Annotated in this window: 22 protein-coding genes, 1 tRNA gene and 1 pseudogene; 16 read left to right on the top strand and 8 right to left on the bottom strand. The window is 36.3% G+C overall.

Annotation, left to right across the window (positions count from 1 at the left end; genetic code table 11):
• A partial coding sequence (locus ACOMA7_RS06985) for an IS3 family transposase (RefSeq protein WP_421392913.1) occupies nt 1-146 on the top strand: 146 nt, incomplete at its 5' end.
• A gap of 57 nt (nt 147-203) precedes the next feature.
• Here ACOMA7_RS06985 and ACOMA7_RS06980 read toward each other — a convergent pair.
• The gene (locus ACOMA7_RS06980) at nt 204-1343 is read right to left on the bottom strand and encodes a cation:proton antiporter (RefSeq protein ID WP_203619762.1); all 1140 of its coding nucleotides are present in this window, start codon (nt 1341-1343) and stop codon (nt 204-206) included.
• A 280-nt stretch (nt 1344-1623) separates the two neighbouring features.
• Between ACOMA7_RS06980 and ACOMA7_RS06975 the strand changes: the two genes are divergently transcribed.
• Nucleotides 1624-2268, top strand: a complete 645-nt coding sequence (locus ACOMA7_RS06975) for a CPBP family intramembrane glutamic endopeptidase (RefSeq protein ID WP_421392910.1) — start codon at nt 1624-1626, stop codon at nt 2266-2268.
• Nucleotides 2269-2304: 36 nt separating this feature from the next.
• Here the strand turns inward: ACOMA7_RS06975 and ACOMA7_RS06970 are convergent, their stop codons facing one another.
• From ACOMA7_RS06970 to ACOMA7_RS06950, 5 genes are read right to left on the bottom strand one after another with little or no spacing between them, the layout of a single operon-like run.
• Nucleotides 2305-3168, bottom strand: a complete 864-nt coding sequence (locus ACOMA7_RS06970; RefSeq protein ID WP_054605192.1) for a transporter substrate-binding domain-containing protein — start codon at nt 3166-3168, stop codon at nt 2305-2307.
• A 17-nt stretch (nt 3169-3185) separates the two neighbouring features.
• A complete protein-coding gene (locus ACOMA7_RS06965; RefSeq protein WP_421392907.1) occupies nt 3186-3878 on the bottom strand; it encodes an amino acid ABC transporter permease in 693 nt (230 codons plus the stop codon).
• Between the two features lie 14 nt (nt 3879-3892).
• Nucleotides 3893-4558 carry an amino acid ABC transporter permease gene (locus tag ACOMA7_RS06960; protein WP_203622129.1) on the bottom strand — a complete coding sequence of 222 codons (666 nt, stop codon included), beginning with the start codon at nt 4556-4558 and terminating at the stop codon, nt 3893-3895.
• A gap of 19 nt (nt 4559-4577) precedes the next feature.
• A complete protein-coding gene (locus tag ACOMA7_RS06955; RefSeq protein ID WP_054605195.1) occupies nt 4578-5324 on the bottom strand; it encodes an amino acid ABC transporter ATP-binding protein in 747 nt (248 codons plus the stop codon).
• Between the two features lie 2 nt (nt 5325-5326).
• Nucleotides 5327-6358: a uroporphyrinogen decarboxylase family protein gene (locus ACOMA7_RS06950; RefSeq protein WP_190238381.1), complete on the bottom strand. Its 1032-nt coding sequence runs from the start codon at nt 6356-6358 to the stop codon at nt 5327-5329.
• Nucleotides 6359-6927: 569 nt separating this feature from the next.
• Between ACOMA7_RS06950 and ACOMA7_RS06945 the strand changes: the two are divergent.
• Nucleotides 6928-6999: pseudogene (locus ACOMA7_RS06945) on the top strand (zinc-ribbon domain-containing protein); the annotation flags it as partial.
• 12 nt (nt 7000-7011) lie between these two features.
• A complete protein-coding gene (locus tag ACOMA7_RS06940) occupies nt 7012-7506 on the top strand; it encodes a hypothetical protein (protein ID WP_421392916.1) in 495 nt (164 codons plus the stop codon).
• Between the two features lie 96 nt (nt 7507-7602).
• Here ACOMA7_RS06940 and ACOMA7_RS06935 read toward each other — a convergent pair.
• Nucleotides 7603-7675: transfer RNA gene (locus ACOMA7_RS06935), tRNA-Lys, on the bottom strand.
• A 359-nt stretch (nt 7676-8034) separates the two neighbouring features.
• Between ACOMA7_RS06935 and yycF the strand changes: the two genes are divergently transcribed.
• From yycF to ACOMA7_RS06895, 8 genes are all read left to right on the top strand, one after another.
• Nucleotides 8035-8745 carry a response regulator YycF gene (gene yycF, locus ACOMA7_RS06930; RefSeq protein ID WP_203619770.1) on the top strand — a complete coding sequence of 237 codons (711 nt, stop codon included), beginning with the start codon at nt 8035-8037 and terminating at the stop codon, nt 8743-8745.
• A gap of 26 nt (nt 8746-8771) precedes the next feature.
• Nucleotides 8772-10628 carry a cell wall metabolism sensor histidine kinase WalK gene (gene walK / locus ACOMA7_RS06925; RefSeq protein WP_138727297.1) on the top strand — a complete coding sequence of 619 codons (1857 nt, stop codon included), beginning with the start codon at nt 8772-8774 and terminating at the stop codon, nt 10626-10628.
• Complete coding sequence (locus ACOMA7_RS06920) at nt 10618-11916, top strand: YycH family regulatory protein (RefSeq protein WP_138727298.1); 1299 nt, start codon at nt 10618-10620, stop codon at nt 11914-11916. The genes walK and ACOMA7_RS06920 overlap by 11 nt, the downstream gene beginning before the upstream one ends.
• A gap of 17 nt (nt 11917-11933) precedes the next feature.
• A complete protein-coding gene (locus ACOMA7_RS06915; protein ID WP_421392900.1) occupies nt 11934-12761 on the top strand; it encodes a two-component system regulatory protein YycI in 828 nt (275 codons plus the stop codon).
• 21 nt (nt 12762-12782) lie between these two features.
• Nucleotides 12783-13595, top strand: a complete 813-nt coding sequence (locus tag ACOMA7_RS06910; protein ID WP_138727300.1) for an MBL fold metallo-hydrolase — start codon at nt 12783-12785, stop codon at nt 13593-13595.
• A 58-nt stretch (nt 13596-13653) separates the two neighbouring features.
• A complete protein-coding gene (locus ACOMA7_RS06905; protein ID WP_421392896.1) occupies nt 13654-14868 on the top strand; it encodes a S1C family serine protease in 1215 nt (404 codons plus the stop codon).
• A 186-nt stretch (nt 14869-15054) separates the two neighbouring features.
• Complete coding sequence (locus ACOMA7_RS06900; protein ID WP_203619766.1) at nt 15055-15867, top strand: sulfite exporter TauE/SafE family protein; 813 nt, start codon at nt 15055-15057, stop codon at nt 15865-15867.
• 159 nt (nt 15868-16026) lie between these two features.
• Entirely contained in the window at nt 16027-16818 is a 792-nt protein-coding gene (locus tag ACOMA7_RS06895; RefSeq protein WP_421392892.1) for a sulfite exporter TauE/SafE family protein, read from the top strand.
• A 1184-nt stretch (nt 16819-18002) separates the two neighbouring features.
• Here the strand turns inward: ACOMA7_RS06895 and ade are convergent.
• Nucleotides 18003-19676, bottom strand: coding sequence for an adenine deaminase (ade, locus tag ACOMA7_RS06890; RefSeq protein ID WP_421392889.1), 1674 nt, complete (start codon nt 19674-19676; stop codon nt 18003-18005).
• A 238-nt stretch (nt 19677-19914) separates the two neighbouring features.
• Between ade and ACOMA7_RS06885 the strand changes: the two genes are divergently transcribed.
• The 4 genes from ACOMA7_RS06885 (at nt 19915) to ACOMA7_RS06870 (ending at nt 23911) form a co-directional block, all read left to right on the top strand.
• The gene (locus ACOMA7_RS06885; RefSeq protein ID WP_421392886.1) at nt 19915-21474 is read left to right on the top strand and encodes an Nramp family divalent metal transporter; all 1560 of its coding nucleotides are present in this window, start codon (nt 19915-19917) and stop codon (nt 21472-21474) included.
• Nucleotides 21475-21506: 32 nt separating this feature from the next.
• Nucleotides 21507-21953, top strand: coding sequence for a universal stress protein (locus tag ACOMA7_RS06880; RefSeq protein ID WP_051592174.1), 447 nt, complete (start codon nt 21507-21509; stop codon nt 21951-21953).
• Between the two features lie 123 nt (nt 21954-22076).
• Entirely contained in the window at nt 22077-22535 is a 459-nt protein-coding gene (locus tag ACOMA7_RS06875) for a MarR family winged helix-turn-helix transcriptional regulator (RefSeq protein WP_421392883.1), read from the top strand.
• On the top strand, nt 22535-23911 hold the full coding sequence (locus tag ACOMA7_RS06870; RefSeq protein WP_414827198.1) for an MDR family MFS transporter: 1377 nt from the start codon (nt 22535-22537) through the stop codon (nt 23909-23911). The genes ACOMA7_RS06875 and ACOMA7_RS06870 overlap by 1 nt, the downstream gene beginning before the upstream one ends.
• The last annotated feature ends 152 nt before the right edge of the window (nt 23912-24063 follow it).

The following is a 24063-nucleotide window of genomic DNA, read 5'->3' as shown; positions in this document are numbered from 1 at the left end:
AAGCTGAAATCATGGACTGTAATTATGACTTTAAAGAGGATTTAATTTCATCAATGAAAATATGGATTGATTATTACAATAATCATCGTATTAAAACAAAACTAGGCGGAAAGTCACCGGTTCAATATCGGAAACTTTCCGCCTAGGAAAAACAATATAATAATGTACAACTTTTGGGGTGCACATCACCATGGGGTGTCTTTTTATATTTGTTTTATTTTCATCACGATTGGTTTTAGTAACAATGGTGCCAGAATTGTGGTTAAAATGATTGAAGCGATGATTGTTGAGTAGTAATTATCTGAGATTAGATTATTTTTCAAACCGATTTCAGAAATAATTAAACCAACTTCACCTCGACTAATCATTCCGACACCAATTTCGGTTGCTGATAATCGAGTGAATTTAAAGAAACGAGATCCTAAATATGCTCCCAAGAACTTCGTTATAACGGCAGCGATTGATAGCACGATGAATAGTGATGCGTTTTCTACGATTCCACTTATATTCATGTTAAGACCAACGTTGACGAAGAAAATTGGAATAAATAATAAGTTACCAAACTGATTTATTTGGCGGTCAACGTATTCTTTGTAGTTAGTCTGTCCAATCAATATACCAGCAAAAAATGCTCCAGTAATTGCGCTGATTTGAACGTGTTCTGCCAAAGCGGATAATAATAAACAAACGATTAAACCAACTATTGGTGCCAATGTATGATTGATTTTAATTTTGAATTTTTTGACTAAGATTAATAAGATCCAAACGAAAATAAAGAATCCAATTTGCATTAATATCAAAACGAAGATATTTTGACTGCCATGTGTTGAACTAACACCGGTAAATGTAATAAAGACGCTTAATAGCAAGATGGAAAGAATATCATCTGCCACAGCTGCCCCTAGGATTGTGACTCCTGATTTTGTATTTAGGGCGTTCATTGACTTTAGTACAGCAACTGAAATTGATACAGAAGTTGCGGCAAAAATAACACTGATAAATAGACTTTCAATGTTTGATAAAGCAAACAACTTACTGGTATAAAAAATACCGATAACTGGGAAAATAATGCCCATTATGGCCACGACAATGCTGGGTTTGAAATACTGTTTGAGTAGTTTTAAATCACTTTCTAAACCGGCGATAAACATTAATAAGATCACGCCTAATTCAGCCAATGACGAAATTAAATTCGTTGGTTTCACTAGATTCAAAATTGCGGGGCCGATTATGATACCGGCCACTAACTGTCCAACTACTGGAGGTAGGTTGATTCTAGAGAATATTTTTCCAGTAATTAGAGCAGTTAATAAAATAATAGGAATTGCTAAAATATAATTCACTTAATTTTCCTTTCGTTTTGTTTACTGAGATTATAAACACAAATCTAAATACTGTAAATATCGGTGAGATTAGTTCTATAAATATGAAGAAAGATGAATTATTTCAATTAAAAATATGTCTACTTTTGTTAATTTATCGGTGGATTAAGCAATATTTAGAAAATATTTTTAAATTTTCATAAATAATCCCCCGTTAATATTGAAAAGCTTTGTCTATAAACTAAGATGAAGATAAAAACAAACGAGGGGGGAGAATTCCACGTAACGTGGATAAACGGTTATGACAATTTTAAAACGAATATTAATTTTAATTGGATTATTAATCCTATCGCCATTTGTTGGATTGATTTCTTATCCGCTTAATTCATTCAGTGGGGGCGACTTTTGGGTGTTGATATTCCAAGTTATCTTCGCCATCATAGTCGTAATTGGTGTGATGATAGTCTTGTATCGACTAATCATTAGGGATAAATTTACTAGCTTGTTCAAAGATAATTATTTTTCTAAAAAGATTATTGTATATACAATTGAAATGATTTTGGTTGTGACTTTATTAATGCTAATGAGTGGGACGCCTAACGGGACGATTTATCAAAAACTAGTTCACATGACGAGCTTTACTGATGTTAGATTACAATATTTCTTCATTATCATTAGTGTGATTTTGGCACCAATTGTCGAGGAGCTATATTTTAGAGGATTAATCTTCACTTACGTAAATAAGACGACCAACTTAAACACGGCGTTAATTATTTCATCACTATTCTTTGGATTAGCTCATTCGTTATTCAATCCATTCATTTTTATCACACACGCAATTGTGGCAATTTTTATTGGATTAGCTAGAAATAAATCAAACGGGATCATCGCACCAATCATCATGCACATGATTTGGAACCTATTAATATTCTTGATGGTCCTATAAAAAAAGCATCCTGATTAAATTCAGGATGCTTTTTTTTTAACCCTTGTTGTTCTTAAAGTTTTCTTCAGCGTGTGGAAGTTTAAATGTATCTTCACCCAACCATTTCTTTGAAAGCTTGTCTAGGTATCCGCTATCTTTAAGCTTCTTTAGATCCTTATTGATGGCATCGATTAGTTGTTTGTTCTTGTCGTTCTTACTTGCAACGATGTAGTCGTTCTTAACACCGATTGAAGGTGATACTGTTAAGCCCTTTGCGCCACCAGCTTTTTGAACGCCAATGAATGCTTGGTATGGGTAAAAGACGGCGTCAAATTGTTTTTCTTGAAGTTGCTTCAAAGTGTCACCTGAACTAATGTCACCAATGGCTGCTAAGTTAACTTTGTGCTTAGGGTTATCTTGGTTGTATTGTTCGATGAAGTTGTATCTTGCGTCATCACTTGAGATAGGAGCTAACTTAAGATTTCTTTCAGCGATGTCTTTGAAACTAGTAATCTTCTTTTCACCTGAACGGTATACTAAACGTAAATCAGCAATCGCTGTTGGGTTTGAGAATAGGTATTGTTCAGCACGTTTTGATGAGTACCAGAAACCAGATGATGCTAAATCGTACTTACCACTTGATAAACCAACGAATAGTGAATTTTGAGATGTGGTTGAGTACTTGAATTTGTATTGAGGCAAATCGGCATCTAACTTACGTAGTAATTCACCGTCGTAACCACCAATTTTATTACCATCGGCGTAAGTGTAAGGACGGTTGTCGGCAACACCGGCAACATTAACTACTTGAACGTGATTCTTTGATGCTTTTTGTGAGTTTTGTGATAAGAAGTGAGCTGCACCAATTGCTACTACAGCTACAGCAATAATTCCTGAAATAATATAACCTTTTTTTGACATATAAATCTCTCCATTCTTTATGCAAATACATGTTGTTTAATTTTGTTTTCTAATAATGAAAGTAAACTCGCGAATATGAAACATACAACTAGGTAGATAACTAATGCATCTAGGTATGCTTCTAGATAGTTGAAACTAAATGAAGCTAAAATATTGGCTTGACCCATGATTTCAACGATTCCAATGTTATATACCAGTGCAGTATCCTTGATTAAATCAAGTAGGATGTTGGTAAAGTTTGGAATGAAGTTAGGAATCAATTGGGGAATGACCACTTTTTTAAATGTTGTCGACTTCGTTAGACCAACGGATATCGCAGCGTCATATTGTGATTTATCGACACCGTGATAAGCAGATCTGAATGCTTCGGATAGATTTGCCGAGGCATTTAAAGCAAACGCCACGATTCCAATAATCATGCTGGGCATGGTGAAACCTTTTGCGCCGGTATTGTTTTGATTGAGCAAGAATAATAATCTTGGCAGTCCATAATATACTATGTAGATTTGGACAATAATTGGAATTCCACGGAACAGTGATATATATACATCAAATATTTGTGCTAATACCGGTATCCGTTTTTCACGAACGATAGAAATCGGTATGGCCAAAATTAAACCAAAAATCACTCCGATAACCGATAGGAAAATAGTAACTGGTAGGACGGAAAGTAATTTTGGCATTGATTCAATCATGAAATTAACATTCATATAAGTTTCACCCCCTAACTATAGTTGTGTTTTTTAATGTATAGATTGAATAAAAATTCAAAAACTAATGTGATTACCCAATATAGCAATCCTAATACGATGAAAATCTTTAGTTGGTATACACCTTGGCTGACGTTAGCTAAGGTTGTCGCATTTCTGTACATGTCGGCAATCCCAATGACGTATACCAGTGATGAAGCCTTTAAAAAGCTTAGAAACATCGTTTGAATATTAGGAAGGGCGATGGTGAACATTTGAGGGATGATAATTACTTTTAAGACATCTCTTTTGTTCATACCAACAGCATATGCCGCGTCGAATTGACTGTCGTCAATGTCGTTGTATGCTGATCTGAATAACTCACCCATATAGCCACCAAATCCGATTGCTAGACCAAAGATGGCAAAGAAATTCTTGCTCCAGTCGTTGGCATCGATACCGACGAAGCCTAGTAAACGAGGAAATTCATAGTAGGATAATAGTAGTACTAATAATGGTGGGGTTCCTCGTGATAAACCGGTATATATTTTGGCGATAGCTTTGGATATCTTATCCTTTTGAAGTGATAGCCACATTACGAATAATCCAATGACACTGGAAATGATAAATGAAGTAACCAGAATAAATAGTGTATTGGGTAGTCCTGATAATAGATTCTTGATTATTTCTGACAGACTCATATGTTATTCACCTGCTTTCTTATTTATCTCTTGATACGGCTTCTAAGAACTTTTTGATTCGATCATTCTTAGGGTTGTCTATGATTTCTTCAGGAGTTCCTGCGGATAAAATTTCACCGTCTTCAAAGAAGATAACCTTGTTGGCAATGCGTTTAGCAAATGAGATTAAATGCGTTACCACAATCATGGTTTGACCGTTTTTCGCTAGTTGATCGATGTCGTCAACAACAGTTCCAACTAGTTCAGGGTCCAAAGCAGATGTTGGTTCATCGAATAAGATTACCGATGGTTTAAGAGCGGTTGCTCTCGCAATCCCAATTCTTTGTTGTTGACCACCGGATAATTGAGAAGGGTAGAAGTCTTTTTTATCAAGCATGTTTACTTGCTTCAATTCTTCTTCAGCAATCTTTGCGGCTTCTTTTTTATCCAGGTGTTTACCGTAAATTAAACCAGTTGTGATGTTTTCAAAAGCGGTCTTATTTTTAAATAAAGCGTAGTTTTGAAAAACCATCGCGATATGACGGCGTAGCCATAATTCATCTTGTGTGCTGACGTGACTTAGGTCTAGTTTTTTATCTTCTATTGATAGGGTTCCGCTGTCGGGATGTTCAAGTAGGTTGATGTTTTTTAAAAACGTTGTCTTACCAGAACCACTGGGCCCGATTACCGCAATCACGTCACCTTTGTTAATCTCTAGATTAACGTCTTCTAAAATTGTCTTTTTATTAAAGCTCTTTTTCAGATGATCAATCTTTAATAACGTCATTTTTAACTTCCTTTCCTTTGGTTGTAGGTGTGGGCAGCTTCTGCAGCCCATCTGATATGTTCGTCAGGAGTATCGCGTGGCACCGTGCAATCTGCACCGATGATAATGCCAGTTGTTCCTGTTTCATCTAATAATTTATCGATTTCTGCTTGGATTTCTTCTTTATTACCAGTTACTAACACATCGTTTTCAGTGTTACCTAGGCCTCCAAGAACAACCTTGTTCTTGAATAGTTTTTTACCTTCACTAAGTGAGTAACCGTCGAACTTGGTTGCCCAGTTGAATACGGGTAAGTCGTAGCCGACGAACCATTCAAGGTGATTTTGAGCTCCGGCGAATCCACAGATATGTAAAATACCAATGTCGAAGTTTTGATTGATATATTCAATCAATTCATCATCTAAACGTTTTTGAACCTTATCGAAGAATTCTTTATCAATTCGGTCGTCTTGAATTTCTTGGGTGCTGAAGAAGATGCCATCAACTCCTGCGTCGTGACCGACTTTGATTTGTTTCTTGATGTCTTCGTTAATCACTTCAAGTGCATGGATAACAACTTTCGGATTTTTTTCATACAAATCCGCAAATTTTCCATTTGCAATTTCCACGTCTACATCTGGTTGATCTGCGATTAAGATCCATTTGAATAATGTAATGGCGGAGAAGACGTTGCTGAACTTGATTTTGTCAGAATCCAGTGATTTAATTTGTTCTCTTAAAATCTTTGACTGACTGGTTAACCAAATATTGTCTTTATCGATTTCGGTGATGCTTTTTAATGAATCAATGTCGTTTGAATTTTCAACGTTGTTTAGATTGTAGGTGAAAAATCCGTCGTTCATTAGCTTCACAAAATCAGAATCCACGCTTTCTACAAACTTTGGTTCGTTTGTAATGTCAGCGTCGACAAAGTATTGATTATCGTCTGCTTGCACATGTTCATTTGGCGTAAAATGATGCCATACAGAAAGGGGAATCGCGCTTTCCTCTTGATTGTTGAACGCCTTGATTAAATCATCATGAATGTTGCTCATACTAACCACTCCCATAAAAATATTTTGATAATAAAAAAGGGACTACCTTCAGCATTTACACTGAAGGTAGTCCCTTACATTTAATTTGAATTGTTTAAGGCCCGAATTTAGGTTTTAAGCATTCAGCAAATTAAGTGTATGAAAAAAGAGTTACCACTCAGTGCTAACTTGTTCATACACATACACATCATTGCTGAATTGTTAAACATAAAAATGGTTCCTCCTCTTTATCTTTATTATCATTGACCAAAGTATAGCACTTATTTTTAGTAACACAACTGATATTCTAATTTTTCTCTAATTTTTTATTTCGAAATTCTAGTTAAATAAATTTCAATGCTGACAGATAAGTAACTGATGTGATTATGTTTTAGTAAGCAAATCATTTACGAAAAAATGAGTGAAAAATTAGAAAAAATATTTTTCTGATTTTTTGAAAAAAGAGTGCTGATAATGATGTTTTTTGGATAAACGGTCTAATTGTTTGCTTATCTTATGATATGATTTTAATGTTTGAAAAATATCGAAAGAATCTTCTATAGATTCTTAGACGAGAGGAATGCATTTATATGGCAATGAAGTTTTGCCCCAATTGTGGCGATAAACTAGAAAATATCAAAAAATTTTGTCCTAACTGTGGCGAAAGTTTGACAATGGAAGATACTTCAACAGTTGTTGAAAGTAACCAAGAAGAACCAATACATAACGTTAATTATAATGCACCAGTACCTGCGAAGATTGGTTTTGGAAATGATTTTAAAACCGATCGCGTCATCGCTTATAAACGAGCGATGGGGATTGAACCAACCGCAGACAATGTAGTGGTTGCCGAAGCTGCGAACATGGGTAGAATGCTAATATCCACTGTATATGCAGCAATCACTGACAAGTGGTTTATCTTGTCATTTGAAGAAGACGGTGTGTTATTCATGGGAATTAATAAGTTATCTCGATTCACCGGACAAAATATCTTTATTCCAAAGGAATCGATCTCTGAAATGGGATATAAAAATAGTGTTTTGAGAAAAGTATTTAGTTTTAAGACAGATGGAAGAAAAAACAAATACTATTTAAGCCCATTCCTATTAAATTGCGATTTCCAAAAGAAAAATATGGAAAAACTAGATAGTTTTATTGCTCAATACTAAAAAAGACGCTACTTATTAAAGTAGCGTCTTTTAATTATTCATATTATGATTAAGGTACAAAAAAACATCGCCTAAGCGATGTCTTTTTATCAGTTATGGGCAGTCAGGGGATCGAACCCTGGACCCACGGATTAAGAGTCCGTTGCTCTGCCAGCTGAGCTAACTGCCCAAAATATTATCTGTTGGCTATCAACCAACAAAAACTATAATACCATGTTAGAGTAAGGATTGCAACACTTTTTTTAAAATTAATTAACAAGCTGTTTAGCAATTCCTTGCCTCAAATCAACGATATTTATAATAGCATGATAATTAATATTTTGACAACCCCTAATTTTTGAAAAAAGTCATACTTTAAATCTTCATTGCAAGAACATTACGTTTAGAAAACAAAAGACCAAGCGTGTTATAATGTAGTAAGTTAACGGTTTAAAAACAGATAAAAGTATAACTATCCCTGAAATGATAGTATTTCGTTAACGTTTATATGAACAAAAAACAAATCAATTCCTGTTAAGGAGATAGAATATTATGGCAAAAATTTTAGTTGTAGATGATGAAAAACCGATCACAGATATTGAAAAATTTAATCTAGAAAAAGAAGGATATGACGTCGTAGTCGCATACGATGGGGAAGAAGCTCTTCAAAAAGTTGAAGAAGAAGCCCCTGATTTGATTATCCTTGATTTAATGTTGCCTAAAGTCGACGGTCTAGAAGTGGCCAGAGAAGTTAGAAAGACACATGACATGCCAATTATCATGGTAACTGCCAAGGATTCAGAACTAGATAAGGTCTTAGGACTTGAACTAGGTGCTGATGACTACGTTACTAAGCCATTCTCAAACCGAGAACTAGTTGCCCGTGTTAAGGCCAACTTACGTCGTCAATCTAATAACGATAATGGTCAAGTTGCTGACAATGAAAACAAGGACATCAAGATTGGTGACCTTGTCATTCATCCAGAAGCATACACCGTTACAAAACGTGGTGAAAACATTGAATTAACTCACCGTGAATTCGAATTACTACATTACTTAGCTCAACACATTGGTCAAGTAATGACTAGAGAACATTTGTTACAAACAGTTTGGGGATATGACTACTTTGGTGATGTTCGTACAGTTGATGTTACTGTTCGTCGTCTAAGAGAAAAGGTTGAAGACAACCCAAGTCACCCAATCTGGCTAATCACAAGACGTGGAGTAGGATACTACCTACGCAACTCAGAACAAGAATAATCGACAGAACTAAGGAGTAGTTTGCGGTGAATAGTAAGATTAAGTATTTTCAATCAATTCATTTTAAAATTGCGCTTGTGCTTGCGCTAATCTTATTGGTGACCCTAGAAATTGTTGGGGCCGTTTTTGTTAACCAATTGGAAAACAAAAATATGGCTTCGTTTAAAAAACAAGTTCAGGTGCCTACTTACGTAAACACAACCTTAACTAATGAACTTTCTAGCTCAAGTACTACCAAGGCCAACGTGAAAATTAAGTCGTTACTATCTAATATTGATAGCAATAACTACACTGAAATCAAAGTTGTTGATGCGAAGAACACCATCCGTGGAACCAACGAAGTCGGTGATCAAAGTTCAGTTGGTCAGAAAAACTTCAGAACCGACATTAAAAACGCGATTATCAACCGTCGTTCATCTAGTTCAATCACTAGTAACCCGGGTGATAGTTCGCGTTATTATACTGTCATCACACCGCTGATCAAGAGTAGTAATAATGAATTAGTCGGTGTTGTTTATGTGCACGCTAATCTAAACACCGTTTACAACGAAATTAACCAAATTACGATTATTTACGTTGTTGCGGCGATGGTCGCTATTTTATCTGGTTTATTAATTTCCATCGTTATTTCAAAGGCGATTACTAAACCAATTGATGAAATGAAGAAACAAACATTACAAATCGCAAGAGGGGATTATTCCGGTCAAGTGCACGTTTATGGTCGTGATGAGTTGGGCCAACTTGCCAATGCGGTTAACAACCTATCAGTTAAGGTTGAAGAGTCCCAAGAATCAACTGAATCAGAACGTCAAAGACTGGATTCCGTCCTAACTAACATGACCGATGGGGTTATTGCGACCGACCGTCGTGGATACGTCATCATCATGAACGATGAAGCAGCTAGTTTCCTAGAAACGACAGAAAAAGATGCGCTAGGCAACTCAATCTTAGATATTTTGGACATCAGAAAAGAATACAGTCTACGTGACTTAATTGAAAATCCCGATGAAACCATCATTGACCGTTCTGACAAAGATCATGATTTAATTTTGCATGCTCACTTCTCACTAATTCAAAGAGATTCTGGATTCGTATCTGGTTTAGTCTGTGTGCTACATGATGTTACTGAACAACAAAAGATTGATAACGACCGTAAGGAATTCGTTTCAAACGTTTCTCACGAATTAAGAACACCATTAACCAGTGTGCATTCATACATTGAAGCCCTACAAGATGGTGCCTGGAAGGATCCTGAAATTGCGCCAAACTTCTTGAAGGTTACTCAAGAAGAAACTGACCGTATGATTCGAATGATTAATGACCTATTAACTTTATCTAGAATGGATTCAGGAACCCAAAAGATTGATAAGGAACTTGTTAATATTACCGAGTTATACAATTACATTTTGAATCGTTTCGACATGATTATTAAGTCTGACGACAATAATAACGAAAAACCTAACAAGCATTACCGTATTGAACGTCGTTTTACTAAACAAGACCTATGGGTAGAAGTCGATACCGACAGATTCACCCAAGTAATCGATAACCTAATGAACAACGCTATCAAGTATTCTCCTGATGGGGGAGTAATCACTTGTTCACTATACAAGACAAAACACAGCGTTATCTTGAGTGTCAGAGACCAAGGATTGGGAATTCCAAGGAGTTCAATTCCTCACATCTTTGATCGTTTCTACCGTGTTGATAAGGCACGTTCTAGAGCGCAAGGTGGAACAGGTCTTGGACTAGCAATTTCCAAAGAAGTGGTTGAAGCACTTGGCGGTAAGATTTGGGTAGAAAGTACCGAAAATAGAGGTTCTACTTTCTACATCTCACTACCATACGAACCAATCGAGGAGGACTTATGGGATGAAGATTAAATATTTTATACTACCAGCATTATTAACGATTGCAGTTGTAGTTAGTTTTGCCCTTTCTGCCTCCATTTTGATTAATCCGGCGCATTACGACCGTTCTAGTCAAAAAGTTTCTACGCAAAGTAGTCAAATTGATGCCAAACCAATGTCGACAATCTATTCACCTACTCAAGTGATTAGAACCAAAGATTCCGGAAATCAATATGTTCTAACCAACCAATCTGTTAACTTAACAACTGAAATTGGCCAACAAATGAACAACTACAAGAACCCTAAGTTTACTGAACTAAAGAGCAACGAAAAGAATTATCTTAAGTATTTAAATACCGATGATTCCGTAATGTTGAACTATCCGGATTCATTAAATTTAAAAATCGTTAGTCAATACATCAGTAGCAGTTTTAAATCGTTACCAAACGTTGCCATCAATCGAATTATGATTCCGTTTGATGATAGTAATGATATTTACCTATTCTCAGACCATAATTACAAGGTCTACAAAATTCATGTTGATGATACCAACGTGAAGGGAATTCAAAAGGTTATTGAAGACAACGTCAGAGCAATTCCGGTCAAAATGAAGATGATTAATCACACACCATTTATTGATTTTTATAAGTCATTTACAATGCCTCAATATGGATACTTGATTAATCGAACTTCACAAAATTATTATGTGACAAGACTATTATCTGATTCACAAGATATCAGTGTAAAACGTCACCGTAATTCAACGGTTTACAATGATGAAAACTCTCGTCAGTTATCATTTTCAAATGACGGCGAGGTAAATTACTACGATAGTCATCCAGGAAATATTTCTACCAATATGACTCAGTTCTTGAAGGACTCATATCAAAATATTTCCCAACTACTAGTTAGCGATACCTTAGCCAACATTCGTTTCTTCGACTACGATGCTAATAATTCTAGTGTTGTATATAGAAACTACGTTGAAGGTTTCCCAATCTTCGATCAAACTCCTTATGGGGCAATCGAAATGAGACTAGTTGACAACACTTCTTTGAAGTACAACTTCTCACTAAATACCCTTCAAATCCCGGTACCAACCGGACGTAAGGATACTAAACTAATTACCACAGATGAATTATTGAATAGCCTACGTAATCACGGATACAGTGCTAATAAGATTACAGATATTGAATTGGCTTACCAATGGAGTAATACAAAGTCATCTGATATCTTGATTACTCTACAACCAACATGGTTCGTTAAATACAACGGTAAGTACATGAATTACACCCAAATGTTATCAAAGGGACCACAATAAGATAGGAGGAAAGCTACATGGACTTTAAAAAGATACAAATCATTTTCTTGATTATCTTCGTAATGATTGATGTCTTCTTATTCTCTTTATTCAGAGAAAATTCACATCTTCAAACCGAAAATAGTAATCAAGGTAGTGATACCGAAATCATTAAGCAAATGCAAAATGATCAAATCACTGTAGCACCTAAACTATCTACAAGTGGTCAAACCGGATACTATCTATCTGCAGTCAACGATGACACTTTACACAGAGATGTAAATAAGTTGTCTAACCAAAAGGTGACTTACGCAAATCACATTTTAAGAAGTACTTTCAAACGACCAATCGGTCTATATTCCGGGGACTATCGTGATATTTTAGATAAGTTGATGAAGAAACCAGCTTTCGTTTCACATGGTACGGAATATGAATACAATTCTGATTTATCTACCAAGAACAGTATTGTGTACTCACAAAAAACATCTGACGGATTACTATATGGGACCAAGCATGGACAAATCACCTTCGATATCAGTAGTGATCACCTACTAGAAGGATATACGCAAAGTTACATGGATGATGTCAGCATTTTACGTGAAAAAACCGACATTATATCACCGGCAAAGGCATTAGTATGGTTGTATCAATACAACGAAATCCCTGATAATTCAAAGATTCAATGGGTTCGCTTGTACTACACCCAACTATTATCAATTAAGAACAACATTGTTCTAATCCCAACTTGGGTGATTGGATACACCACTTCTGATTCCTCTTCAGTAGTAGCTAAGAGAATCAACGCCTTTAATGGTGCCATCTTGGATGGTAGTAGCTCGACTCAATCAGCTACCAAATCGAATTAGAATTTTAGAAAGAGGATTAAAATGAACAACGAAGCAGACGATATGAAAATCAGTGTTTTATCTAGTGGAAGTGGGGGAAATGTAACCTACATTGAAACTAATCAACATAAAATACTATTAGACGCTGGTTTGAGTGGTGTCAGAATCGAAAGATTGATGAATTCAATCAATCGCTCAATGAAGGATGTCGACATGTTGTTGGTCTCCCATGAGCATACCGACCATAGTAAGGCCGTAGGGGTATTGGCTAGACGCTATCCACAAATTAATGTGTATGCGAACCAACCAACATGGGATGCAATGCATGAAACCATTGGAGAAATTCCAAACGAACAAAAAAATATCTTCCCACCAAACATGGTAATGAATTTTGGTGATATCGATATTGAAAGCTTTGCTGTTTCCCATGATGCAGCCCAAGCGCAGTTCTATGATTTTCATCATCACAACAAGAGCTTCGTTGTTCTAACCGATACTGGATACATCTCAGATCACATCTTTGGTGTTATTAATAACGCTAACGCATATGTTTTGGAATGTAATCATGACGTTGAAATGCTTAGAAGTGGGGAATACCCATGGTCATTGAAACAACGCATCATGAGTGATGAAGGACATTTATCTAATGAAGATGGTGCCAACTCACTAATGGAATGTATCGGATATGACACTAAACGCATATTTATCGGGCACAGAAGCCATCACAATAACGTGAGGGAATTAGCCCATCTAACCGTTGCATCGATGTTAGAAGAAAACGATTTTGGTGTAGGCACCGATTTTGATTTATTGGATACTGATGTTGAAAAGGCATCTAAATTATTTACACTTTAGTTTGATTTAAGATTATTGAATATAATAAGATTAATAAAATTGATAGGGGGAAAACCTTATGAAAAAAAGTGACCGATTTGTCTTAAAAACAGGATTAATCGCCTTAGTAGCTGGATTACTAGGTGGAGGAATTGCCTATGGTGGTGCTAGTTTATTGCAAAGTACCGGTGTGGACGTTGCTGTACCATCAGGATCTAATGCCGGAGGCACTGCATCTACATCTAATTTGAAAGTTGATGTTCAATCACAATCTGAAAAAGCTTACCAAGCTGTTAAGAACTCAGTTGTTTCTGTAATCAATTTAAAATCAACCAGTTCAAGTTCATTTGATTCTATGCTAGGAAAGAGTTCTAGCAAACTAGAAGCTAACAGTGAAGGTTCTGGTGTGATTTACAAGAAGAGTGGTAATGCTGCATATATCGTAACCAACAACCACGTTGTTTCTGGAGCATCAGCAATCCAAGTGCTGTTGAGCAATGGAAAACAATTAGAAGCCAAGGTAGTTGGTACCGATAGTGTGACCGACCTAGCTGTATTGAAGATTAACGGAAGTATGATCAAATCAGTCGCTTCATTTGGTAACTCTGACAACATTAAAGTTGGTGAAACCTCTCTAGCAATTGGTTCACCACTAGGTTCTGCCTACGCTTCTTCTTTAACCCAAGGAATTATTTCTGCTAAGAAGCGTGAAGTTCCATTGACTGGTTCAAACGGACAAGCTACAGGTAACACTGCCACAGTTATCCAAACTGATACTGCAATCAACCCAGGTAACTCAGGTGGTCCATTGATTAACTTAGCTGGACAAGTTATCGGAATTAACTCAATGAAGTTAGCTTCTGATAGTGAAGGAACTAGCGTTGAAGGAATTGGTTTTGCTATTCCAAGTAACGAAGTGGTTAAGATTATCAATCAACTAGTTAAGAACGGAAAAATTGAACGTCCAGCCCTTGGAATTCAATACGTTGACTTAACTAACATTGCCGTTAGCCAACAAAAATCAATCCTAAAACTACCATCATCCGTTGAAAACGGGGTAGTGGTTTACACAGTTACTAAGAACAGTCCTGCTGAAAACGCCGGATTGAAGAAATACGACGTGATTGTTGAACTTGCTGGTAAGAAGATTTCTAGCCAAGATGAAGTGAAGAACATTCTATACAGTCAAAAACTTGGATCAACAGTAAGTATCAAGTATTACCGTGATGGAAAGCTAAAGACTGGAACCATTAAGTTGACGGAAAGTACTTCTCAATTGAAAATCAATCAATAACACGTAATAATTTGAAAAAATTTTAAGTTATGAAAACGCTGACATGCTGGCCATTGTCAGCGTTTTGGCGTTTTTAAGGGGTTGTATTTAATCTAAATAAGATGTATAAATTTATATATTGGATTTTAAATTGATAAATAAAAGGAGTTTTTCATTATCACTATTTTTGGTTTTAGTGTATGGACATTGCTATTATTCATTCCAGTTGGTATCGTTGCCGGTATCTTAAGTACAGTAACTGGACTAGCTTCACTTGCCTCATACCCAGCGCTATTATATTGGGGTGCTTTAAACCCAATTTCAGCAAATATTACTAACACTTCCGCATTACTATTTAACGTAGTAAGTTCAGCTGTTTCATCAAAGCGCGAATTAGATGGACACTGGAAAGAACTATTCAAAGTTATGACTATCATCTTCTTCGGTGGTATCGTTGGTGTTATTTTACTAACATTCTTACCATCAAAGGACTTTGAATACGCAGTACCTGTATTTATTGCAGCTGCTGGTATTGGTATCTTATTACCAAGTAAGGACACTACAAAAGCACCTACTGCTAAGGTAGTTGAAGAAGACACTGTCGGATCAAAGAAAATGCTTGTAGACTTCGGAATGATTGTTCTATTCTTCGTTATTGGTATCTACGGTAGTTACTTCGGTGCTGCTGCTGGTGTTATCCTATTAGCTGTTCTATCAAGAACAAGTAAAGATCCATTCCCTGTATACAACGCAATTAGAAACGTTGCCATGGGTTCAGCTAACGTTATCGGTACTATCCTATACTCATTCAAGTATGGTCAACACGGTAACACCCACATTTACTGGGCACTAGCTATTCCTCTAGGTATTGGTTTCCTAATTGGTGGTTACGTTGGACCTAAGATGGTTCGTGTATTACCAGTTAAGTTAATCAAGATTGTTACTGGTATTTTAGCGCTATACCTAGCTTACACTCAATTCGTATCAGCTTACGGTATTCACTTATTCTACTTCTTCTAAAGATGAAATTTTGGCACCTATTGTTATTTATAACGGTAGGTGCTTTTTTATCCTTTTCTTTTATTCGAAAAATGTTAATATGAAATTATGATTTTATTTTAGTAGAAAAAGAGATGAGAAGTCATTACTATTTTAGGTGTAAGTATTTGGATTATTTTATTGTTTATTCCTGTGGGAATCGTCGCAGGAATCTTGGGAACAGTTACTGGATTATCATCACTAGTATCTTATCCCGCATTGCTATACTTTGCTGGACTACCAGCCGTTTCTGCAAACGTGGTTAACAAGGCATCACTAATGTTTAATGCCGTTGGATCATGTATTTCTTCCACCCGTGAACTTAGAGGTCACTGGAAGGAACTATTTAAGATTATGGTTATCATCTTCTTTGGTGGAATTACAGGGGCAATTTTGCTAACTGCACTTCCATCATCTAGTTTTACCCATATCGTGCCATTCTTTATTGCCTTTGGTGGTTTAATGATTTTACTTCCAGACAAGAAAGAAGTGAACGAAAATACCGAGGGTGCATTGAACTTTAATCCTGTAGCCAAAAAAGATACGCCATGGACTTGGCTAAAGAATATCGCCATCATTGTCCTTACATATTTAATTGGTGCATACAGCGGATATTTTGGCGCTGCATCAGGAATTTTATTATTAGTCCTACTAACTAGAACTACATATAATGAATACACTGTAAGTAACGCAATTAGAAATGTAGCGATGGGGGCTGCCAACATCGTGGCAACCGTCTACTATTCACTTTTCTCACACGTTGTGTGGATCCTAGTTCTACCACTAGGAATTGGCTTTTTCATCGGTGGATATATCGGACCAAAGATTGTGCGTGTGCTACCAGTTAAATTCATCAAGATTGCGACTGGAATTTTGGCCTTGATTTTAGCTTACACTCAATTTGTTTCAGCTTATCATGTCCACTTTCTATAAAAAGAGCGAAAAAATTTCGCTCTTTTTTTGCGCTTAAAATGTGAGTAATTTTAGAAAAGATAAAAATGATAATTAAAAACTATTTATATTTATAACTAAGAAAGAGAAATTGTGTCATGCCCGATGCAATCTTCTTGCTATTAGTTAACACTAAGTTTATCCATTATGTTTTCTGTGATTATGCCGTACAAGACGGAAAAATAAAACTAAGAGTAAAATGATAAAAGGTGATATTGCAATGTTTTAACCCTATAATCATTAATTAAAACTTAACTGAATTATAACTACAAATTATGTAAAAGCAGTGCTACAATACAAAATTGTTCCTCAGGTGATGCATGTAGATGATCACTTTTGTGGAGTTTACATCTTTATAAGCTCTGTATTTAATATTTTGATTCAATTACTATTCTTATTTTTTCTATAACGCGCGATGAAAAAATTCGGTGGACGAATGGCAGTTGGATGATGAATCAATATGTTATCTATATTGTTTATATCGTAAATGCATATTGTTATGGTTTGTATGTCAAATACGCAAACCTAAGACAATTTAAGCAATCTAAATAATGCACTTTTCGTTGATTACTTCTTAATAGGAGTAAATAGTCTAACTTGAGAGACTATTTCTCATCAATAACTTTGTGATGGATATCTAGCAGCAATGATTTGGTAGGATCATTGTGATGCTTTTAACCATTAGCATTGCTCCTTTTATTGATTGAGGTTAATCCATTAGGACACATAGTGTTTAGCTATTATTTATTATTTCTGATTCATATGATTATGTATTGTTCTGTGTGATGGTAGACACACAGATCAGTCAATTCCCCCAATCATTTATTAAGTTATGTTTCATAACGTACACGTAAGCTTTGATAATGACAGTTTCGTATGAATTTCGTTTTAAAAGTTGTTGAACCTTCTCTAGTATTTAGATGCTGCATTTAAAGATGTATTTAAGTAGCAATTCTTTTATTAAGACGTAATGGTCAAAAAAAGCAATTGGTAGTTATTTCGAGAATTCAAGCAATCGGTGATGCATCTCCGTCACGCAGATTTATCCCAAAATCGTAATACTTTTCATTCCTTATAATAAAAGCATTCTCGATGGTAATTATTATTTAGACTATTATTATATTGCACTAAAAAAGCTTATCCTTAGCGGGATAAGCTTTTTTGTTTTATTCAGCTTCTACACTGATGATTTTTTGTTGATCGAAGTCATATAGACCTTGGTCGGTTAGTTTTAATGTTGGAATTACGGGTAGTGTTAAGAATGATAGAGTGATGAATGGGTCGAAATCGACACCATCACTAATTTCTTTAAACGCTGCTTCAATTTCTTCTAGTTCGTGGCTGGCTTTTTGCCATGACTTATCAGACATTAATCCAGCAACCGGTAGTGGCATGGTAGCTAAAGTTTTTTCTTCATCGACAACGGCAATTCCACCCTTAGTGGCGGTAACCTCTTGAATTGCGCGGTAGATGGCTTCCTTGGTAGTTCCGACAGCGACGATGTTGTGAGAATCATGGGCGACAGTAGTGGCAATGGCACCGTTTTTGATGTTGAAACCATGAACCAATGCCAAGCCATAGGTGCCTAGTTGATGATGACGTTCCGCGTCGACCATTAATAGGACATCGTTTTTTAAATCAGTTTTGAAATAACCATCTTCTATCGGAACTTCTTGGATGGAGTGGGTAGTTTCAATGTGATTTGCGATTACACCCATTACGTGGCATTTATTTGAGTTTAAAGGTAGTTTTAAATCATCAACTGATAGGTTTTGGTGGACGCAGTTTTCGTCAAATTCAATTGGAGTGGTGTTAAAACTTTCTTCGGTCATGACCTTACCGTTTTTGATGACGGTCTTAACGTCGACTTGGTCTAGGTGATCGACGATGACTAAATCTGCTTGGTAGTCTTCCTTGATGGCGCCTAATTTATCTAGTTTGTGAGCAACCGCAGCGTTGTAGCTGGCCATCTTGTATGCAGTTTCGGGTTTTAGTCCGTATTGAATCGCTAACTTAATATTGAAGTTAATGCTACCTTCTCTAATGATTGTAGTGATGAACTTGTCATCAGTACAGAATGAAAAACGATCGGAATTTTCTTCAGTAACTGCTTGAATGGTGTTTTGTAAATCTCTTTCGACGGTTCCTTCTCTTAAGAAGACATTCATGTCGGCAGCAAGTCTGTCGTTCATTTGTTCTAAACTGACTGATTCGTGGTCGGTAGTAATGCCGTTTTCACGATATTCCTTAAGTTGTTCCAAGGATAATCCGGCACCGTGACCGTCGATTTGATACCCGTGGTCTAGGGCATCCTTTAGCTTTGCCATCATGTCTTTATCCTTATTATGTACGGCTGGGTAATCCATTACTTCGGCTAAACCGATTACGGATTCTTCATTATATAGTGGGTGCAAGTCTTTCGCGGTCAAAGTCGCACCGTTATGTTCGAAACTAGTAGCGGGAACTGATGAAGGTAACATCACTAATACTTCCAGTGGAGTTTGTTTGGCATCTTCAATCATGTATTTAATCCCGTTGGCACCAGAAACGTTTGCGATTTCGTGTGGATCGACGACGATAGAAGTGACACCCATGGGTACTAACACCTTACCCAATTCAGATGGAGTGACTAGTGAACTTTCGATGTGAACGTGTGAATCAATAAAACCAGGAACGACAAATTGATTGTTAGCGTCGATAATTTCCTTAACTTTTAACTCTGGATGATTGCCGACAGCAATAATCTTGCCATTGTTAATGAAAATATCATTAATTTCGAAGCTGTTTGTAAATACGTTTAAAACTTTTCCATTTTGAACAAGTAAATCGATTGTTTGCATTTTTCCACCCCAACGTTAATTTAATTTTGATTAAAATTATCAAGTATTATGAAACATTAATGAAAGAAAGTCAAATCCATTTTAATGTTCGGGAAACATGCATGGTATTAAGTCTTTAATAGATATATTTTCTATACTTGATAGAGTAATTTTTCAGTAGTACCTAAAAAAATGTTTAAAAAGGGGGAAATGTAGTGTACAATTGTATTGTTCTTAAAAATAGAAAGGGTGAAGAACTTTGAGTGAAAACGTTTCACATGAAAAAAAGGGCTTCGTTGAATATGCCAACGGTCCTTCACTAGAAGAAATTAACGGTGGAATTAAAGTTCCGAAGGATTGGGGATTCTGGAAAACTTTATTCGCCTACTCTGGACCAGGTGCATTAGTTGCGGTTGGTTACATGGATCCAGGTAACTGGGCTACATCAATTACAGGGGGTCAAAACTTTGGTTACCTATTGATGTCTGTCATCTTAATTTCAAGTTTGATTGCGATGTTACTTCAATACATGGCGGCTAAACTTGGAATCGTGAGTCAGATGGATTTGGCACAAGCCATTCGTTCAAGAACCTCAAAGACACTTGGTGTTGTTCTATGGATTATGACTGAATTAGCAATCATGGCTACTGATATCGCCGAAGTTATCGGTGGGGCCATTGCCTTATATCTTTTATTCCACATTCCTCTAATCTTAGCGGTATTCCTTACCGTATTTGATGTTTTATTATTGCTATTATTAACTAAAGTGGGATTCAGAAAGATTGAAGCAATTGTTGTTTGTTTAATCCTTGTTATCTTAGTAGTCTTCATTTATGAAGTTGTACTATCAAACCCAGATTGGTTTGGCGCTATTAAAGGTTTAGTACCAACTGAACGTACATTCTCAAGCAGTCATCCAGTTGCTGGAATGACTCCACTATCAGGTGCTTTAGGTATCATTGGTGCTACTGTTATGCCACATAACCTATACCTACATTCAGCTATTGCTCAAACTAGAGCTATCGATCACAACGATGAAGAAGACGTTGCAAGAACTGTTCGTTTTGCTACTTGGGACTCAAACATCCAATTAACATTCGCATTCTTCGTTAACGCTTTACTATTAATCATGGGTGTGGCCGTATTTAAGACTGGTGCCGTTCAAGATACATCATTCTTTGGTCTATTCGATGCTTTAAACAATACTAAGATGCTATCAAACCCAATTCTAATTGGTGTTGCTAAGTCTGGTATTCTATCAACATTATTTGCTGTAGCATTGCTTGCTTCAGGTCAAAACTCAACCATTACTGGTACTTTATCAGGACAAGTTATCATGGAAGGTTTCGTTAACATGAAGGTTCCTCTATGGGCTCGTCGTTTAATTACTCGTTTAATCTCAGTTATTCCAGTGCTTATCTGTGTGCTATTGACAGCAGGTGAATCAACACTAAAACAACATGCTGCGATCAACGATTTGATTGAAAACTCACAAATTTTCTTAGCATTCGCATTACCATTCTCAATGCTTCCATTGTTAATGATGACTAATAGCGGTCAAGAAATGGGTAACCGTTTCAAGAACAGATTATGGGTTAACATTTTAGGTTGGATTTCAGTTATCGTGTTAATTTACTTAAACGCAATTAACATGCAACCTGCCGTTGCTGGCTTCTTCAGTGACAACCCAACTGCTGCTCAAAACGCAGAAGCTGGTGTAATTGCTAACATCATTAACGTTGTTATCATTCTTCTACTAATCTGGACATTAGTTGAACTATACCTAGGTAACAGACGTTTAAGAAACAGAGAAAACTAAAATAAAAAATTCAAGAATAGAAGGCGAAAATTATGCAAAACATGGACGTCGAAATTAATTTCAAGAATATTTTAGTTGCTGTCGATGATTCAGATGACGCTTTATTAGCTTTCAAGTACGCGATTTCACGTGCTAAATCAGAAGGCGCAAAGCTAACCATCGTTTCAGTACTAGAAGATGAAGAAATCAATGTTTTCCAATCATTATCAGGACAATTTGTTCATGGTAAGTATGAAGATTTAGAAAAACATCTAGAAAAATACAAGCAAACTGCTGAAGCTGCCGGTGTAGCCGATGTTGATATTATTGCATCAACCGGTGAAGCTGGGGAAACCATCATCAAGGATGTGCTTCCTAAGGTTAACCCTGATTTATTGATCGTTGGATCAGAATCAAAGAAGGGCTTAGCTCGTCACTTTGGTAGCCAAGCTGCCTACATGGCAAAATACTCACCAGTATCAGTTATGGTGATTAGATAAAAAACTATTGATTAATTACTCACTCCGAAAAAAGACTCAAGATTATATCTTGGGTCTTTTTTGTTTGCATAAAATAAAAAAGTGTAGCAAGCTACACTTATTCGAATTTAAGGGGGGATGTTAGTGCTTTTTAGTAAGGATAATTTTGGCATCAAAATAAATGTCATTAGTAACTTGGCAGGAGCCCACTTCGACAAAGAAGTTAAATCAGTAATAAGTAACTTAACTAATACACAGTTCGCTGTCATGACTTATCTGTTTGATCACAAGGATGAGGTCATCACACAAAATCAATTGGCATCAGTGATGCACTCAAGTCATCCGACAATGCGCAATGTCATTAAGCGCATGCTGGACAAGGACTTGATTAACACCAATCAATCTAAAGAAGATAAAAGAAAAATTGAGGTCCAACTATCTGATAACGGATTATCACTTATGAACGATAAGAGTTCTGCAATTCAAAAGATGTTGGTTGATAAACAAAAATTTTTAACTGATGGACTATCGGAAAAAGAAGTTTCGGATTTGAACAGAATGTTAGACAAGGTAATTAGTAATTTAAAGGGGAGTGAATACTAATGGCAAACATCAAAAAACGTAATTTAATGATGGCCGTGATTTTGTTCGGGGCATTCATGGCACTATTAGCGGAAACATTATTTAACAACGCGTTAACCAATATCATGCACTCATTTAGTATCAACCAAGCCACAGTTCAATGGTTATCAACCGGATACCTATTGGTTGTTGGTTTGATGATTCCGATTTCGTCATGGGTATTCAATAACTTCAAGACCAAGTACAACTACTTGTTCATGATTACGCTATTCTTAATCGGATCTGTAGTCGGCTGGGTAGCACCCAACTTTGGTATCTTGCTACTTGGTCGTTTTGTTCAAGCCATTGCCGCTGGATTATTGATGCCATTCATTCAAAACGTAATCCTATTGCTATTCCCACCTGAAAAACGTGGACTAGCACTTGGAGTCACCGGTCTGGTTATCGCATTAGGACCAACGGTTGGACCTACATTGTCAGGAATTATTCTTGAATACTTTGGTTGGCGTGATTTGTTTGCACTACTAAGCATCATCTCAGTGATTATCCTAGTAGTCGGGATCTTCTTCACTGAAAACATCAATGAAATCAAGAAGACTAAGCTCGACTTTGTATCACTATTACTATCTGTTGTTGGTTTCGGTGGTTTGCTATACGCATTCTCAGAAATTGGGAATACTGGTAACTTAAACCTTCTTATTTCAATCATCGGCTTGATTGGAATTGCTGCAATTGCAGGATTCGTATACAGACAAAATCACCTGGACGAACCAATGATTAACATGTCCATTTTTAAAAACCACAACTTTAACCTAACAACATTGCTAAGTACTTTAAGTAACATCGCAATGGTCGGCATCGAATTGGTAATGCCATTGTACTTACAAAACTCACGCATGGTTTCAGCATTGGTTGCTGGATTAGTCATGATGCCAGGTGCCATCTTGATGGGAATCTTCAACCCAATCTCAGGTGGCTTGTACGACAAGCTAGGAGTTAGAAAAGTCTCCATTATTGGTTTTGCATTCATCTTAATCGGATCAATTCCAATGGTTGTCTTCAATGCATCATCTAGTCTATCCATCATCATTGTGAGCTACGCTTTAAGAATGGTCGGGGTAGCACTAGTAATGATGAACACATTTACGGATGGAATTAACTCATTACCAACTCAATACGAAACAGACGGTAACGCTGCTTCTTCAACCATCAGACAAGTTGGTGGATCACTTGGAACCGCCATCTCAATGACTGTCGTTACTTTAGGGGTAAACCTAGCAAGTAGCCATGCTTCAACTGCTGGTGCTCAAATTACCGGTTACCAATTTGGTTTCTGGTTAATGCTAGGGGTTGCGGTAGTCGGTTTCTTACTATCATTTAGATTACCTAAGAAATAAGACCAAACAAAAAAGCCATAGGATAAGGAACTGAAGTTATAATATTGAACAGATAAATAAAAGCACTTTCGATAAAATGATTATTTTTATTTGATAAAATAACATAATTCGGAGGTGTTTTTTGTATGGCTAATAATAGATATTCATATGAA

The organism is Apilactobacillus intestinapis (assembly GCF_049166695.1).
Classification (GTDB): Bacteria; Bacillota; Bacilli; order Lactobacillales; family Lactobacillaceae; genus Apilactobacillus; species Apilactobacillus kunkeei_C.
The sequence above is the reverse complement of the archived record's forward strand: the minus strand, read 5'-3'. Positions and strand labels throughout refer to the sequence as shown.

What these genes read in the sequence shown, in the direction of transcription:
- ACOMA7_RS06975 (WP_421392910.1), top strand. Translation starts at nt 1,624, where the DNA reads ATGACAATTTTAAAACGAATATTAATTTTAATTGGATTATTAATCCTA.
- ACOMA7_RS06970 (WP_054605192.1), bottom strand. Translation starts at nt 3,168, where the DNA reads ATGTCAAAAAAAGGTTATATTATTTCAGGAATTATTGCTGTAGCTGTA.
- ACOMA7_RS06965 (WP_421392907.1), bottom strand. Translation starts at nt 3,878, where the DNA reads ATGAATGTTAATTTCATGATTGAATCAATGCCAAAATTACTTTCCGTC.
- ACOMA7_RS06960 (WP_203622129.1), bottom strand. Translation starts at nt 4,558, where the DNA reads ATGAGTCTGTCAGAAATAATCAAGAATCTATTATCAGGACTACCCAAT.
- ACOMA7_RS06955 (WP_054605195.1), bottom strand. Translation starts at nt 5,324, where the DNA reads ATGACGTTATTAAAGATTGATCATCTGAAAAAGAGCTTTAATAAAAAG.
- ACOMA7_RS06950 (WP_190238381.1), bottom strand. Translation starts at nt 6,358, where the DNA reads ATGAGCAACATTCATGATGATTTAATCAAGGCGTTCAACAATCAAGAG.
- ACOMA7_RS06940 (WP_421392916.1), top strand. Translation starts at nt 7,012, where the DNA reads ATGGAAGATACTTCAACAGTTGTTGAAAGTAACCAAGAAGAACCAATA.
- ACOMA7_RS06920 (WP_138727298.1), top strand. Translation starts at nt 10,618, where the DNA reads ATGAAGATTAAATATTTTATACTACCAGCATTATTAACGATTGCAGTT.
- ACOMA7_RS06915 (WP_421392900.1), top strand. Translation starts at nt 11,934, where the DNA reads ATGGACTTTAAAAAGATACAAATCATTTTCTTGATTATCTTCGTAATG.
- ACOMA7_RS06910 (WP_138727300.1), top strand. Translation starts at nt 12,783, where the DNA reads ATGAACAACGAAGCAGACGATATGAAAATCAGTGTTTTATCTAGTGGA.
- ACOMA7_RS06905 (WP_421392896.1), top strand. Translation starts at nt 13,654, where the DNA reads ATGAAAAAAAGTGACCGATTTGTCTTAAAAACAGGATTAATCGCCTTA.
- ade (WP_421392889.1), bottom strand. Translation starts at nt 19,676, where the DNA reads ATGCAAACAATCGATTTACTTGTTCAAAATGGAAAAGTTTTAAACGTA.
- ACOMA7_RS06880 (WP_051592174.1), top strand. Translation starts at nt 21,507, where the DNA reads ATGCAAAACATGGACGTCGAAATTAATTTCAAGAATATTTTAGTTGCT.
- ACOMA7_RS06870 (WP_414827198.1), top strand. Translation starts at nt 22,535, where the DNA reads ATGGCAAACATCAAAAAACGTAATTTAATGATGGCCGTGATTTTGTTC.